This window comes from Pseudoalteromonas ostreae, assembly GCF_018069805.1.
GTDB lineage: Bacteria > Pseudomonadota > Gammaproteobacteria > Enterobacterales > Alteromonadaceae > Pseudoalteromonas > Pseudoalteromonas ostreae.
Window position 1 is genome coordinate 48636 of sequence record NZ_JAGPYN010000004.1, and the last position, 13539, is coordinate 62174.

Sequence of the window (13539 nt, forward strand, 5' to 3'; positions counted from 1 at the left end):
CCTTTTATTGTTTGTTTTTATTCAATCTGATTTGAGTTTATTCACAATACTATCGCCTCGCGGGCTGATACTTTTAATTTCAATTTCTCGAGCATCGCCGACATAACGTAAAGTAATGTCCAAATCAGGTGTTGGGATAAACTCGCCGCCTTTTTCAGGCCACTCCACCACACAAATAGCTGTTGGCGAAAAATAATCGCGAATACCCATGTATTCTAATTCTTCAGGATCGCCTAAACGATATAAATCAAAGTGATAAACATTGGCTGTTGCCAATTCATAGGGTTCCACAAGCGTATAAGTTGGACTCTTAACCTTACCTTGATGACCGAAGCCTTGGATCACACCACGGGTTAAAGTGGTTTTACCCGCACCTAAATCACCATGTAAATAAATAACTGCACCTTGCTCCATTAGCCCTGCGAGTTGATTGCCCATTTTAACCGTTGCAGCTTCATCAGCGAGTTGAAAACCAACACTGTGCGTCATTCTGACCTCATGGATAGTATTAAAAACGATAACCTATTAATCATACCAGATTATTTTGCTAAGGCGAGTCAGCGATCATCAGACACAAAAAAACCGACAAAGTTGCCGGTTTTTTACATATAAACAGTTATAGCACGTTTATAGACCTAGCTTCTTCTCAAGATAATGGATGTTAGTACCACCATTTTGGAAGTTTTCATCCGCTAAAATACGCTTATGTAATGGCGTATTAGTTTTGATGCCGTCAATTACAAGCTCATTCAATGCGTTACGTGCTCTGGCAATTGCTACATCACGGTTTTCACCGTAAGTGATCAATTTACCAATCATTGAATCATAGTGTGGTGGTACTGTGTAGTCAGCATAAATATGGCTGTCCCAACGAATACCTAAACCACCTGCCGGGTGAAAACGCGTAATTTTACCCGGTGACGGGATAAACGTTTCAGGATCTTCAGCATTGATACGACATTCAATTGCATGACCACGAATAACGACATCGTCTTGCGTGAATGATAGTGGTTGGCCCGCTGCAATTTTTAACTGCTCTTTGATCAAATCAACACCGGTAACCATTTCTGTCACTGGGTGCTCAACCTGAATACGAGTGTTCATTTCAATGAAATAGAACTCACCATTTTCGTATAAGAACTCAAATGTACCCGCACCACGATAACCGATTTCGATACATGCGCGTGTACAACGCTCCCCAATGAACTTTCGTACTTCAGCTGTAATACCTGGTGCTGGCGCTTCTTCAACTACTTTTTGATGACGACGTTGCATAGAACAATCACGCTCACCTAGATGAACTGCATTACCTTGCCCGTCAGCCAATACTTGAACTTCGATATGACGAGGGTTTTCAAGGAACTTCTCCATGTAAACCATACTATTACCAAAGAACTGCTTTGCTTCTTGTTGCGTTAAAGCGATTGAGTCAATTAACTCAGCTTCACTGCGCACCACACGCATACCGCGACCACCACCACCACCGGCAGCTTTGATGATCACTGGGTAACCGATACGCTTAGCGATTTGCATATTACGGTCTTTATCATCTGATACTGGACCGTCTGAACCTGGTACACATGGCACACCGGCTTTACGCATCGCTTCGATTGCAGATACTTTGTCGCCCATTAAACGAATTGTATCACCTTTAGGGCCAATAAATACAAAGCCGCTTTGTTCAACTTGATCAGCAAAATCAGCGTTTTCGGCAAGGAAACCATAACCAGGGTGAATAGCAACAGCATCTGTTACTTCAGCAGCCGCGATAATACGCGGAATATCTAAGTAACTTTCAGTAGCTGAAGGTCTACCAATACAAATTGTTTCATCTGCAAGCAATACATGCTTAAGATCGCGATCCGCCGTTGAATGCACAGCAACCGTTTTGATCCCAAGCTCTTTGCAGGCGCGCAATATACGAAGTGCAATTTCACCTCGGTTTGCAATGACTACTTTATCTAACATAAGAGTTGGCCTTATTAGGTTACGCTATTATTCAATAATGAATAGCGGTTGATCAAATTCTACTGGCTCGCCATTTTCAACTAAAATAGCTTTTACTGTGCCTGCTTTATCTGACTCAATTTGATTCATCATTTTCATCGCTTCGATGATACAAAGCGTGTCACCAACTTTAACTTGTGAACCCACTTCTACATATGAAGGTGCTTCTGGAGAAGCTGCTGAATAGAAAGAACCAACCATAGGTGACAATACTTGATGACCAGTAGGGCCTGCAGGAGCTGCTGCTTCTGCACTTGCAACTGGTGCAGCAGGAGCCGCTGGCGCAGGGGCTGGTGCATATTGAGGTGCATACTGTGGAGCGTAAGCAGGACCTGCGCTCATGTTATTACGGTTGATACGTACTGATTCTTCACCTTCGGTGATTTCCAATTCAGCAATACCTGATTCTTCTACTAGTTCAATTAGTTTTTTGATCTTGCGAATATCCATGAACGACCCGCCTGTTTGTTAGTTAGTTAAAATTAATTTGCGTTTTGCAACCGATTTACGGCAGCTTCAAGTGCTGCACGATAACCCATTGCACCTAATCCACATATCACGCCCTGCGCCACATCAGAAAAATATGAATGATGGCGAAACGCTTCCCGCGTGTGCACATTAGTTAAGTGCACTTCAAAAAACGGGGTATCAACGGCCAGTAATGCATCACGTAAAGCCACGCTTGTATGCGTAAATGCTGCTGGGTTGATAATAATATAATCAATAGCTTGCCAAGCGCTGTGTATACGCTCAATTAAAGCTTGCTCACTATTACTTTGAAAATGCGTTAACTCCACGTCTAGACCATGCGCAAACTCAGTTAGTTCGCTCATAATCTCACTCAGTGTTTGTAAACCGTATTTTTCTGGTTCACGCTTACCCAGCATGTTTAAGTTAGGGCCATTTATAACTAAAAGTTTAAATTTTGCAGCCATAATACGCGATAATCCTATAAATAATGAGTTAAGCTGTTTTGATTAGAAATTCCCGCAAAATGTAGAGGGGAAAAACTAAAATAGCAAGTATTTCTCACGTTAACCACCTATTATAGCCATTTCGATGTAAATAGCAGCAAAATACTGGTCTAATCACTAGTAGCCACCACCAAAACAAAAACGCCACTCATATAAAGTGGCGTTTAAAATAGCGGTGAGAAAAATATTTATTTAGCGCTATTTACTACTTTATCTAAATGCTCAGCAAAGTCCTTGGCATTTAAAAAGCCCGTCACACGCTGTGCTGCAAGCTCTTCACCTTGTGTATCAAAAAACAAAATACTGGGTAAACCAAATACCGTAAACTCTTCCATTACAGCAATTGTTTTATCATCACTTTCGGTCAAATCAATTTTTAACAACTCAAAGTTTGCAAACTCACCTTGTACTTTAGCGTCAGGAAAAGTGTATTTCTCGAACTCTTTACACGCAACACACCAATCTGCATATAAATCGACCATCACTAAACGACCATCACTGTTTGCATCATTTATTGCTTGTTTGAGCTCAGCTAAGTCAGCAACTAATTTAAAGCCGCGCGCTTGTTGCTCGCTATTTGCGGCACTAACAACTTGCGCTGTGGGCCATATATAGTTTTTAGTTAAGCTCACACCGCTAACAACTAATAACGTTGCAACAAACCACAATGCAGTTTTTAACTTACCTTGTGTTTGAGCACTCTGCCAATGATGTAAATACAAGGCCGTTGCTAATGCTAATAAGCCCGCCATAAGTAATATGATGTCTGCATCGACAATACGTTCAAGCAAGATCAATGGCACTACCAGCATGATAAAACCAAACAGGGTTTTAACTTGTTCCATCCAACCGCCTGCTTTTGGCAATAATTTACCGCCAGAGGTGCCTAATAACAGCAGCGGAATACCCATCCCTAAACTCAGCACATACAAAGTTAAGCCGCCAACTAAATAATCGCCGCTTTGCGCAACAAACAATAACGCAGCTGATAACGGTGCAGTGGTACAAGGTGACGCAATTAAGCCCGATAAAACCCCCATTAAAAATACGCCTATGTAGTTGCCGCCTTTTTGATTATTACTTACTTGTGTGAGCTTATTCATCATGCCGCTAGGGAGCTTTATTTCGTACCAACCAAACATCGACATAGCGAGTAAAACGAATAATAAACTAAAACTAATCAATACATATGGGTGCTGTAAATAACCTTGCACTTGACCACCAAGTGATGCAACCACTAGGCCCAGCGCCGCATACGTAACGGCCATACCCTGCACATAAACAAAAGAAAGCGCAAACGCTTTTTTAGTGGAAAGATTTTTTTGTCCTGCAATTAGGCTCGACAAGATAGGAAACATCGGAAATACACATGGCGTAAATGCCAAGCCAATACCGACCAAAAAGAAAATCGCTAAGTTCGCTAACAAACCTTGCGAGGCCAGTTTTTCAGTAAAGTTTAATTCTTTTTCTAAGTCATCTTCTTGCGTTACAACATCTTCTGTAGCAGCCGCTGATTCAGTGCTAAGCGCAGCTAATGCATTGCCTGCTGTTGCATTATCAGTTGCAGGGGTTTCACCGGCAATCATACTCAATGGAATGGTGATGATCTCTGGCGGGTAACATAGCCCTGCTTCAGCACAGCCTTGATAACGTACTTTAATTACGCCATCTTCAGCTATATTACTTAGCTTGCTGATCACACTCAGTGAATCAAAAAACACTGCGGTTTTGCCAAAGAACTCATCTTCAATGATCACGCCTTTACCAAGATCAGGCACTTCAATATCAGCACCTTTACCAATAATTTCTAGCTTCTTTTTATATAGGTAATAACCCGGCGCAATATCCCAACCAACAAAAAGTGTGCTGCCTTGCTGATCAAAATCAAATGAAAATGCCTGATCAACAGGTAAAAATGTTTGCTCTGCGGGCTGCAGCAAATCACTTAATAAATTATTAGTTGCAGCCTGTGCTGGCATTAACGACAGCGCACAAAGCAATAAAAGAAAACAACGCATTAATTAAGTACCTCATCCATCCAATTAAAATAGGCTAAATTGCCAGTGGCCACATCAATAACCTGTATTTCAGGAATTTCATAACTATGTAATTGCTTGACTGTTTGAATCAATTCATTCATTTTTTCTGACTTCGTTTTAATTAATAATTTACACTCGGTTGCATAAGCAACCTCTCCTTGCCACATATAAACAGATTCCACATTTGGAAGAATGTTCACACACGCAGCTAATTTAAGCTTAACTAATTGCTCAGCCATGGAGCGTGCCTCACTTACATCTGCGCAAGTGGTAAAAATAAGTCGAAAATGAGTCGTCATATTGAACCTTTGATTGATTGCTCTGCCCAATGCCATAGTAGCTGATAGCTAAGGCAAAGTGTAGTTAACCTAAACTGTGGATAATAAATCGCTTAATCAGAGCTCAGGCTATTTAGCCAACACCGCTTTACCACTAGCCTTGAAAAAAGACCTGATAACCCATACTTATATTTCATCAACTCAACTGAGTGATCACTATTTAGAGAGCCTTATGTTTAGATTTTTGTTTTTATTATTTATTATCGTGCCAATTATTGAAATTGCGTTGTTAATTCAAGTAGCTAATGTAATTGGTGGATTCGCCACTATTGCACTGGTTATTGTAACCGCAATATTCGGCGCAAAATTAGTTAGAACACAAGGTATGGGCGCACTGCAAAATGTGCAAACACAAATGGCGCAAGGGCAAATGCCAGCCAAAGAATTATTTACCGGGTTATGTGTGATTATAGCCGGCATATTATTGCTAACTCCAGGCATCATGACCGACGTATTTGGCTTTTTATTATTAACCCCAGCTATTCGCAATAAACTAGCTGCAGGCCTTGCTAGTCAAGCCACAGTGCGTATGAGTGCAGGCATGCAACAAGGTCCAACAGCATTTAATCAGCACACTCATGCAGAGCCAGAACCACGCAAAATGAGCGAACCGACCACCATTGACGGTGAGTACGAGAGAAAAGATTAAAAATTTTAATTTTATCACTTGGGTTTTGAAGCAATACACCCCATTACTGAGTACAACTAAATCAATTGTTTTAAATCATTAGGTTTAAAGCAAACTGGTACATATAAAGCTTTTTTCTGTCCTGTTCAGAAACTGTTAGGAGAACTAAATAAAATGAACATTCGTCCTTTACATGATCGCGTGATCGTTGAGCGCCTAGAAGAAGAAACCAAATCTGCTGGCGGTATTGTATTAACTGGTTCTGCGGCTGAGAAATCAACCCGCGGTAAAGTTGTTGCAGTGGGTAATGGCCGTACTCTAGATAACGGTGATGTGAGAGCATTAGAAGTTAAAGTCGGTGACACTGTGTTATTCGGCTCATATGTTGAAAAAGCTGAAAAGATCGAAGGTCAAGAGTACCTGATCATGCGTGAAGACAATATTTTAGGCATTGTAGGCTAAAGCTACTTTTCGTTTAACATACATTTAGAATTTAAAGGAAATTAATCATGGCAGCAAAAGAAGTACTTTTTGCAGGTGACGCACGCGCTAAAATGCTAGCTGGCGTAAACATCTTAGCAAACGCAGTTCGCGTAACATTAGGTCCTAAAGGCCGTAACGTAATCCTAGACAAATCATTTGGCTCACCAGTGATCACTAAAGATGGTGTATCAGTGGCGAAAGAAATCGAACTTGAAGACAAGTTTGAAAATATGGGCGCACAAATGGTTAAAGAAGTTGCATCTAAAGCAAACGATGCAGCCGGTGACGGTACAACTACTGCAACAGTATTAGCACAGTCAATTGTCAACGAAGGCTTAAAAGCGGTTGCTGCGGGCATGAACCCAATGGACCTTAAGCGCGGTATTGATAAAGCAATCATCGCAGCTGTTGCTGAGCTAAAAGAACTTTCAGTACCATGTGCCGATGCAAAAGCAATCGCACAAGTAGGTACTATTTCAGCTAACTCTGATAAAGAAATTGGCGACATCATTGCAGAAGCAATGGAAAAAGTAGGCCGTAACAGTGGTGTAATCACTGTTGAAGAAGGTCAATCACTTGAAAACGAACTAGATGTTGTAGAAGGCATGCAGTTTGACCGTGGTTACCTATCTCCGTATTTCATCAACAACGCAGAAAAAGGCGCTGTTGAATTAGACAATCCGTTTATTCTACTTGTAGACAAAAAAGTATCTAACATCCGTGAGTTACTTCCTACATTAGAAGCGGTTGCTAAAGCAAGCAAACCACTACTAATCATTGCTGAAGACCTTGAAGGTGAAGCGCTAGCAACACTTGTTGTAAATAACATGCGCGGTATCGTTAAAGTATCAGCTGTTAAAGCACCTGGTTTTGGCGACCGTCGTAAAGCAATGCTACAAGATATCGCTGTGTTAACTGGCGGTACTGTAATTTCTGAAGAAATCGGTCTTGAGCTTGAAAAAGCAACGGTTGAAGACTTAGGTACAGCTAAACGCGTAGTAATCACTAAAGATGATACAACTATCATCGATGGTGCTGGCGAAGAAGCGGGTATCAGCGGTCGTGTTGCACAAATCAAAGCGCAAATCGAAGAAGCAACATCAGACTACGATAAAGAGAAACTACAAGAGCGCATGGCTAAACTTGCCGGCGGTGTTGCAGTAATCAAAGTAGGTGCTGCTACTGAAATCGAAATGAAAGAGAAAAAAGACCGCGTTGAAGATGCACTTCATGCAACTCGCGCTGCGGTTGAAGAAGGCGTAGTGCCTGGTGGTGGTGTTGCACTAGTTCGTGCAGCAAGCAAACTTGTTGATTTAGTTGGTGACAACGAAGATCAAAGCCACGGTATCAAAGTAGCACTACGTGCTATGGAAGCACCACTTCGTCAAATCGTTACCAACGCAGGTGACGAAGCGTCTGTTGTTATTAACGCAGTTAAAGGCGGCACAGGTAACTTTGGTTACAACGCAGCAACTGGCGAATACAACGACATGATTGAAATGGGTATCCTAGATCCAACAAAAGTAACGCGCTCTGCACTACAGTTTGCAGGCTCGATTGCTGGCCTTATGATCACCACTGAAGCAATGGTAGCTGAAATCCCAAAGGATGAAGCTGGCGGCGCTGATATGGGAGGCATGGGCGGCATGGGTGGTATGGGCGGCATGATGTAATTCATCTCCTAACCATCTAGCTAAAATAAACCCAGCTTCGGCTGGGTTTTTAGCTTTAAGAGCAACGATAAAGTAGCAAATAAAATGACTCCAGCGTATTGCAGTGCTTTTTAACTGTATGCCAAAACCATACTCAGAGTTAATTTTATTTATAAGACATAATTAAGGATAGTAAGATGAATAAAAAGCCTGAACTGATCATCTCGTCACTCGATGCTGATAGATTGTATGATTTAATGGAATCATTACCAGCAGGAAGCTTTGCTGGCGAAAAAGAGCTTGAAGCTGAACTCGGCCGTGCCACAATCGTTGAGCCAAAAGATATGCCTTCAACAGTGGTTACTATGAACTCAATCGTAAACTTTATTGTTGAATCAACTAAGGAAGAATTCACTAAAACCTTAGTGTATCCGAAAAATGCTGACGCAAGTGCTGATAAAATATCAATTTTAGCCCCTGTTGGTAGCGCCCTACTTGGCCTATCACAAGGTGATGAAATTGAATGGCCAAAACCCAGCGGCGGCCTTATAAAAGTAAAAATAAAAGCAATCACTTATCAGCCAGAACGAGCCGGTGAGTTACATCGATAATATTTATGTTATTAAAAACCCAGTGAAAGCTGGGTTTTGTTTTTAAAGATAATAAGTTTAAAACCTAGCGCCAGTCACTCGTAAGTCCAGATTTATCGGGAAAAGCTTTCTGACTAAAGTCAGATCTACTGATAAATCTAGCACCGCACTTAACGTACCAGTCTTTTGTCCTCGGGTTATATTTTCTTATATGCTAAAAAGCATCTTTAAGCACTGCATTATTTCAAGGTAGGACAATGACAAACATAAAACAGCATATAGGTAGCATGGCATTAGTTGTAGGAAATTATGATGATGCGATTGCATTTTACACTCAAAAACTAGGGTTTGATTTAATCGAAGATACTGATCAGGGTAATGGCAAACGCTGGGTATTAGTATCACCACCTAACTCTAATGGCACTAATTTATTACTCGCACAAGCAAGTACTCAACAGCAGTTAGAGGCTGTGGGCAACCAAACTGGGGGCCGGGTGTTTTTATTTTTACATACCAATGACTTTTGGCGAGATTATGAATTAATGCAAAAAAATGGCGTTAACTTTAATGAACAGCCCCGTGTAGAAGAATACGGCACCGTTGTGGTATTTGAAGATTTGTATGGTAATAAATGGGACTTACTACAATTAAATTAAAAGCAGTCTGTGAGAGGTCACTAATCGCGATAAATCACAACCTACTGGCTTAATATGGAACCTCTGGTTGACTTGATATTGTTCAATTAACCCTCATTAACTAACTATTAGTAACCATATTAAAAACAAATGGATTTATTAGATAAGGTTAGTCTTGGAACATTACTGCTGCATTGGCTTGTAGTGAGCATATTATTGCTGATTGTGTTTTGGGCCATGATGAAAATTGTCGCTTGGGGTAAAACCATGTCACGAGGGGCTTTTTTATTTTTGTCGTTCTTTCCACTTATTTCGTTATTCCCTATTCCACCCCCGCAATTTGAGAATGTACAAAAAGCCAAACAAGAGCAGCGTAAACGCAAAGAAGACTCAGGCGATCCACCAGAAGAGGACGAAGGTGAAGCATCGCGCTGATACTCTCAGCTAACGATGCTTGATAAATACTATCAATGAATCACATTATTGCTGACTAATTTGATATAAACGCTGTGCTTGGCTATTTGAATCTTTGCTGACGCTACGAAACTCTTCAGCATCACTGGCATTTTGCACAGAGATCTCACGAATTCGCTCTGCCAAGTTTTTCACATTTTCGGTTACCTGTGATTGCTCTTCAGTCGCTACGGCAATGCTTGATGAACGCTCTTTAATATCATTAAACGCGGTAACAATACTTTCATACTGTGCACGTGTTGTTGCCGAGCGCTCGTTCACTACTTCAGAGTATTCACGGCATTCTCCAATAACGTTAACCCCTCTACTAGCGGCTTCTTGTAATTGGCTGATCATGGTTTCAATCTCGCCAGCCGATTGCTGAGTACGATGTGCCAAGGTTCTAACTTCATCAGCCACTACCGCGAAACCACGTCCTGATTCACCTGCTCGAGCGGCTTCAATGGCAGCATTAAGCGCAAGTAGATTAGTTTGTTCAGAAATATTCATGATCACATCAAGCACCGAGCCCACTTGTTTTGAGTCTTGTGCAATCCGTGAAATGGCTTCTGATGATTCCGTTAATTTATCAAATAATAGCTGGATTGATTCGGCATTTTTCTCAATAACATCAAAACCAGAATTCACTAAATCAGCTGATTGCGTAGTAATATCTGCAACGCTCAAAACATCTTGTGAGGCTGATGAGGCTGCTATCGACATTTCATGAATTGCCTCAGCCAACATGTTGTTTTCTTCCATTAACTCTTGCGTACGAATTTGGCTGTTATTACTTAAGTTATCCATGGCTTCAGCGTTGTTTTTAACCGCAGCGGCTTCTGCTTGGATCTGTTCTAAAATCTTCATCAGATGATCGCCATAGTCATTAATCGCTTCACATAAGTGGCTCATTTCATCACTTCCGCGCACGGCCAGTTTTGAATTCGTGCGACCTTGCACCAACATTCTAACTTGCTTTGTGGTGGTGTTAATTTGCTGCACCAGACGATTACCAAAAATCAGTAATACTGATACAAAAGCGAGGATAAGGGCGATAAATGAACCGTATAAGTAATAAGTGAGGGTGTTAACGGTTTTCTTAGCAATTGCGGCAGGAATAATAACCCCTGAGCGCCAATTTTGCTCTGCCAATGAGTAAGTTACTAAAATAGATTGGTCATTATTAACCACACCACTGGCAAATTCAGCAACAGTTGTATTGCTGTTTTGCAAGGCGCTGACTAATGGCTTTAAGCTACTGTCTTTACTGGCAACCTGAGTAAGGCTCATCATTGCTAAGTTAGTATTGCGTATCGATGGAATAGATACCAGTTGCTCGGCGCTATCTAAAATAAAGTTATAGGTGCCCGTAGCATTGTTCTCTGCAATCAATGAGCTTTCGATAGATGCCAGTTCAACGTCTAAGGTGGCAACCCCCCAAAATTGGTTATCACGGATTATTTTTACCGAACAGGTAACCATCGGCACATTCGATACCGTATCGACATAAGCTTCGGACCAAACGCACTCACCCCGATTAGCGTTAATGGCATTTTTATACCAAGTTTCTTGTTGATAAGCGCTGCTGTCGGGCTGGTTATAATCATCTAAAAGTTTATATTGGCCATCACCTGTTTTCGCCCAGAAAAGAGATGCCTTTTCTGCTGATGGCAGCATTTTATTGGGCTCAGGCCAGATACCACCACCTGCAACACCTTTGCCGCTTGCAATCAAAGGAGCAATATTTTCAATAAAGGCTACTTGCTGCAATGGCAAAGTCTCTGCTACCACGGCTAAGCTTTGCGTTAAGGTGGCACTTTTAGCTAAATTTTTTGCTAACGATTCGCCGATCACCTTTGCTTGTAATTTTGCGCTGGATATAGCGTCATTTTTAATAATTGGCGTAACAACTAGCTGCATTATTCCTGACAGAATAATTAAAGCAAACAACAGCAGCAGAAAACTCCCTAGGTACATTTTTTTTTGTATCAACATCTTATCCTTACCTCAGTAGTAAATAATAGCCGCGCAAATTAGAGTATAGGGACTGTAGTGTATTTAGCAAAACAAGTTCCCCAAAACAGTTGCGGTAAGTATATTTATCCGTTATTTATCATTAATGAGCTGTCTGACTATCTTAAATAAATCACTGGCCAGCATACCTTTTTCACCATCGCGCTGTGCAGCGATGTCACCGGCTTTGGCATGTAACGTTACGCCATAACGAGCAGCATGCTCTGTAGTTAGCCCTTGTGCGATAAGCGCAGCAATAATGCCAGTAAGTACATCACCGCTGCCGCCGACAGCGAGTGCTGGGTTGCCATCGGTACAAACCCAAGTATTAGTGCTATTAGTAATAATACTGCCCGCTCCTTTAAGCACGCAACAAGCACCATAATTTTGAGTAAGTTGTGTAGCACTGTGATAACGATTAGCTTCGATATCACTCACAGAGCAACTCAATAACCGTGCAGCTTCACCTGGATGAGGTGTGAGCACCGTATTTTTCAATGAGGTTACAGACGATCTTTGAGCAATAAGGTTTAGCGCATCAGCATCTATCACTAGCGGTTTGTTATATGTGCAACAATATTGCATCACGGTTTCGAAGGTGGTGGTTGACCATGCATCTTGCCCAAGCCCTGGACCAATTGCTACACAGCTAGCCCACTTGAGTGCTGTAATTAAATCAGTCGCGGTGACCATCAACTCAGAACGACCAATACTCACAGCAAGTACTGACTCAGGATGAGTGTATACTTTCACCATACCAGCACCACTGTACAGCGCTGCCTCGCTAGTTAAGCGTATTGCTCCCGCAGTACCAGTATTCCCGCCAACACATAACAATTTACCATGGCTACCTTTATGGCTATTGTTATTTCTTTTCACTAAGCCTTGAGATGTTTGATAACCTATAAGCTCAGCACTTGGCGTCGCTAATTGCATAAACACATCACCCACAGATAAATCATCAAACTCACACAGGCCTGCACAGGCACGCCCTGCACCCGTAACAAGTCCTTGCTTAATAGCAACTAAAGTGACTGTAATATCAGCCTCAATTGCTACTCCCTGCACCATCCCCGTATCAGCGTTAATACCCGATGGCAAATCAATTGCCACAATTGGCGCGCAACTGCTATTTGCAGCTTCAATCAGTTCAATAAAAGGAGTACGTACATCACTGTTTATTCCTGTGCCTAACAAGCCATCAATAATGATATCCGCGTTATCTATAATTTGCTGATGAAATGCCGTTATGTCACCACCAGCTGCTAACCATGCTTTTTGCGCTGTAAGCGCATCGCCCGTTAATGGTTTATCAGGTACTGCCGCAATTACTGTTACTTGCTTTACGGCCTGTTTAGCGAGGCTTGCAACAATATAGCCATCACCTGCATTATTGCCCACACCAACCAAAACAACATAATTCTGAGCTTGCGGAAAATGCTTAATTGTCTGATCAAACACCGCTTTACCAGCTCGCTCCATCAGCCTATACATAGCTACGCCAGATTGCGCTGCGGCGTCGGGCTCGTGAGTTCGTACTTGCTCGGCACAAAACACATGTTGAGATAAATTAGCTGACATATTGATCCTTTAGGTGGGATTTTAACCAGCATATAGGTGGTGAGAATAGCAGTCAAATGATTACCAAAACCCAAGCTTTTTGCATCGTTCTTGTGATGCACGACCTAATACAGCCTTTTGTTCCTCTGATGAATTGTTTTGATCTG

14 protein-coding genes are annotated in these 13539 nt (G+C 41.7%); 6 read left to right on the top strand and 8 right to left on the bottom strand.

The features are described from left to right. Positions 1-21 precede the first annotated feature (21 nt). From tsaE to cutA, 6 genes are all read right to left on the bottom strand, one after another. The gene (tsaE, locus tag J7338_RS04135) at positions 22-489 is read right to left on the bottom strand and encodes a tRNA (adenosine(37)-N6)-threonylcarbamoyltransferase complex ATPase subunit type 1 TsaE (RefSeq protein ID WP_210795883.1); all 468 of its coding nucleotides are present in this window, start codon (positions 487-489) and stop codon (positions 22-24) included. 138 nt (positions 490-627) lie between these two features. After that, positions 628-1968, bottom strand: a complete 1341-nt coding sequence (accC, locus tag J7338_RS04140) for an acetyl-CoA carboxylase biotin carboxylase subunit (RefSeq protein ID WP_210795884.1) — start codon at positions 1966-1968, stop codon at positions 628-630. A gap of 27 nt (positions 1969-1995) precedes the next feature. After that, positions 1996-2457 carry an acetyl-CoA carboxylase biotin carboxyl carrier protein gene (gene accB / locus J7338_RS04145; RefSeq protein ID WP_210795885.1) on the bottom strand — a complete coding sequence of 154 codons (462 nt, stop codon included), beginning with the start codon at positions 2455-2457 and terminating at the stop codon, positions 1996-1998. Positions 2458-2489: 32 nt separating this feature from the next. Then, positions 2490-2942, bottom strand: a complete 453-nt coding sequence (gene aroQ, locus J7338_RS04150) for a type II 3-dehydroquinate dehydratase (RefSeq protein WP_210795886.1) — start codon at positions 2940-2942, stop codon at positions 2490-2492. 227 nt (positions 2943-3169) lie between these two features. Continuing rightward, complete coding sequence (locus tag J7338_RS04155; protein ID WP_210795887.1) at positions 3170-4999, bottom strand: protein-disulfide reductase DsbD; 1830 nt, start codon at positions 4997-4999, stop codon at positions 3170-3172. Further along, complete coding sequence (cutA, locus tag J7338_RS04160) at positions 4999-5319, bottom strand: divalent-cation tolerance protein CutA (RefSeq protein WP_210795888.1); 321 nt, start codon at positions 5317-5319, stop codon at positions 4999-5001. The genes J7338_RS04155 and cutA overlap by 1 nt, the downstream gene beginning before the upstream one ends. A 211-nt stretch (positions 5320-5530) precedes the next feature. On the opposite strand from cutA, the gene J7338_RS04165 reads away from it, so the two are divergent. The 6 genes from J7338_RS04165 (at position 5531) to J7338_RS04190 (ending at position 9781) form a co-directional block, all read left to right on the top strand. Beyond that, entirely contained in the window at positions 5531-6007 is a 477-nt protein-coding gene (locus J7338_RS04165; protein WP_210795889.1) for an FxsA family protein, read from the top strand. Between the two features lie 153 nt (positions 6008-6160). Then, positions 6161-6448 carry a co-chaperone GroES gene (locus J7338_RS04170; protein ID WP_054204533.1) on the top strand — a complete coding sequence of 96 codons (288 nt, stop codon included), beginning with the start codon at positions 6161-6163 and terminating at the stop codon, positions 6446-6448. 47 nt (positions 6449-6495) lie between these two features. Beyond that, positions 6496-8142: a chaperonin GroEL gene (gene groL / locus J7338_RS04175; protein WP_064668205.1), complete on the top strand. Its 1647-nt coding sequence runs from the start codon at positions 6496-6498 to the stop codon at positions 8140-8142. Positions 8143-8318: 176 nt separating this feature from the next. After that, complete coding sequence (rnk, locus tag J7338_RS04180; protein ID WP_210795890.1) at positions 8319-8732, top strand: nucleoside diphosphate kinase regulator; 414 nt, start codon at positions 8319-8321, stop codon at positions 8730-8732. Positions 8733-8968: 236 nt separating this feature from the next. Beyond that, a complete protein-coding gene (locus J7338_RS04185; RefSeq protein ID WP_149980488.1) occupies positions 8969-9367 on the top strand; it encodes a VOC family protein in 399 nt (132 codons plus the stop codon). A 129-nt stretch (positions 9368-9496) separates the two neighbouring features. Next, positions 9497-9781, top strand: coding sequence for a hypothetical protein (locus tag J7338_RS04190; RefSeq protein WP_145238054.1), 285 nt, complete (start codon positions 9497-9499; stop codon positions 9779-9781). A 45-nt stretch (positions 9782-9826) separates the two neighbouring features. Here the strand turns inward: J7338_RS04190 and J7338_RS04195 are convergent, their stop codons facing one another. Together J7338_RS04195 and J7338_RS04200 are read right to left on the bottom strand one after the other, a co-directional pair. Beyond that, positions 9827-11719: a methyl-accepting chemotaxis protein gene (locus J7338_RS04195; protein ID WP_228732919.1), complete on the bottom strand. Its 1893-nt coding sequence runs from the start codon at positions 11717-11719 to the stop codon at positions 9827-9829. Between the two features lie 186 nt (positions 11720-11905). Then, positions 11906-13393 carry an NAD(P)H-hydrate dehydratase gene (locus tag J7338_RS04200; protein ID WP_210795892.1) on the bottom strand — a complete coding sequence of 496 codons (1488 nt, stop codon included), beginning with the start codon at positions 13391-13393 and terminating at the stop codon, positions 11906-11908. Positions 13394-13539 lie beyond the last annotated feature (146 nt).

What these genes read in the sequence shown, in the direction of transcription:
- J7338_RS04170 (WP_054204533.1), top strand. Translation starts at nt 6,161, where the DNA reads ATGAACATTCGTCCTTTACATGATCGCGTGATCGTTGAGCGCCTAGAA.
- J7338_RS04200 (WP_210795892.1), bottom strand. Translation starts at nt 13,393, where the DNA reads ATGTCAGCTAATTTATCTCAACATGTGTTTTGTGCCGAGCAAGTACGA.
- J7338_RS04190 (WP_145238054.1), top strand. Translation starts at nt 9,497, where the DNA reads ATGGATTTATTAGATAAGGTTAGTCTTGGAACATTACTGCTGCATTGG.
- groL (WP_064668205.1), top strand. Translation starts at nt 6,496, where the DNA reads ATGGCAGCAAAAGAAGTACTTTTTGCAGGTGACGCACGCGCTAAAATG.
- accC (WP_210795884.1), bottom strand. Translation starts at nt 1,968, where the DNA reads ATGTTAGATAAAGTAGTCATTGCAAACCGAGGTGAAATTGCACTTCGT.
- rnk (WP_210795890.1), top strand. Translation starts at nt 8,319, where the DNA reads ATGAATAAAAAGCCTGAACTGATCATCTCGTCACTCGATGCTGATAGA.
- cutA (WP_210795888.1), bottom strand. Translation starts at nt 5,319, where the DNA reads ATGACGACTCATTTTCGACTTATTTTTACCACTTGCGCAGATGTAAGT.
- tsaE (WP_210795883.1), bottom strand. Translation starts at nt 489, where the DNA reads ATGACGCACAGTGTTGGTTTTCAACTCGCTGATGAAGCTGCAACGGTT.
- accB (WP_210795885.1), bottom strand. Translation starts at nt 2,457, where the DNA reads ATGGATATTCGCAAGATCAAAAAACTAATTGAACTAGTAGAAGAATCA.
- J7338_RS04155 (WP_210795887.1), bottom strand. Translation starts at nt 4,999, where the DNA reads ATGCGTTGTTTTCTTTTATTGCTTTGTGCGCTGTCGTTAATGCCAGCA.
- J7338_RS04185 (WP_149980488.1), top strand. Translation starts at nt 8,969, where the DNA reads ATGACAAACATAAAACAGCATATAGGTAGCATGGCATTAGTTGTAGGA.
- J7338_RS04165 (WP_210795889.1), top strand. Translation starts at nt 5,531, where the DNA reads ATGTTTAGATTTTTGTTTTTATTATTTATTATCGTGCCAATTATTGAA.
- aroQ (WP_210795886.1), bottom strand. Translation starts at nt 2,942, where the DNA reads ATGGCTGCAAAATTTAAACTTTTAGTTATAAATGGCCCTAACTTAAAC.
- J7338_RS04195 (WP_228732919.1), bottom strand. Translation starts at nt 11,719, where the DNA reads ATGCAGCTAGTTGTTACGCCAATTATTAAAAATGACGCTATATCCAGC.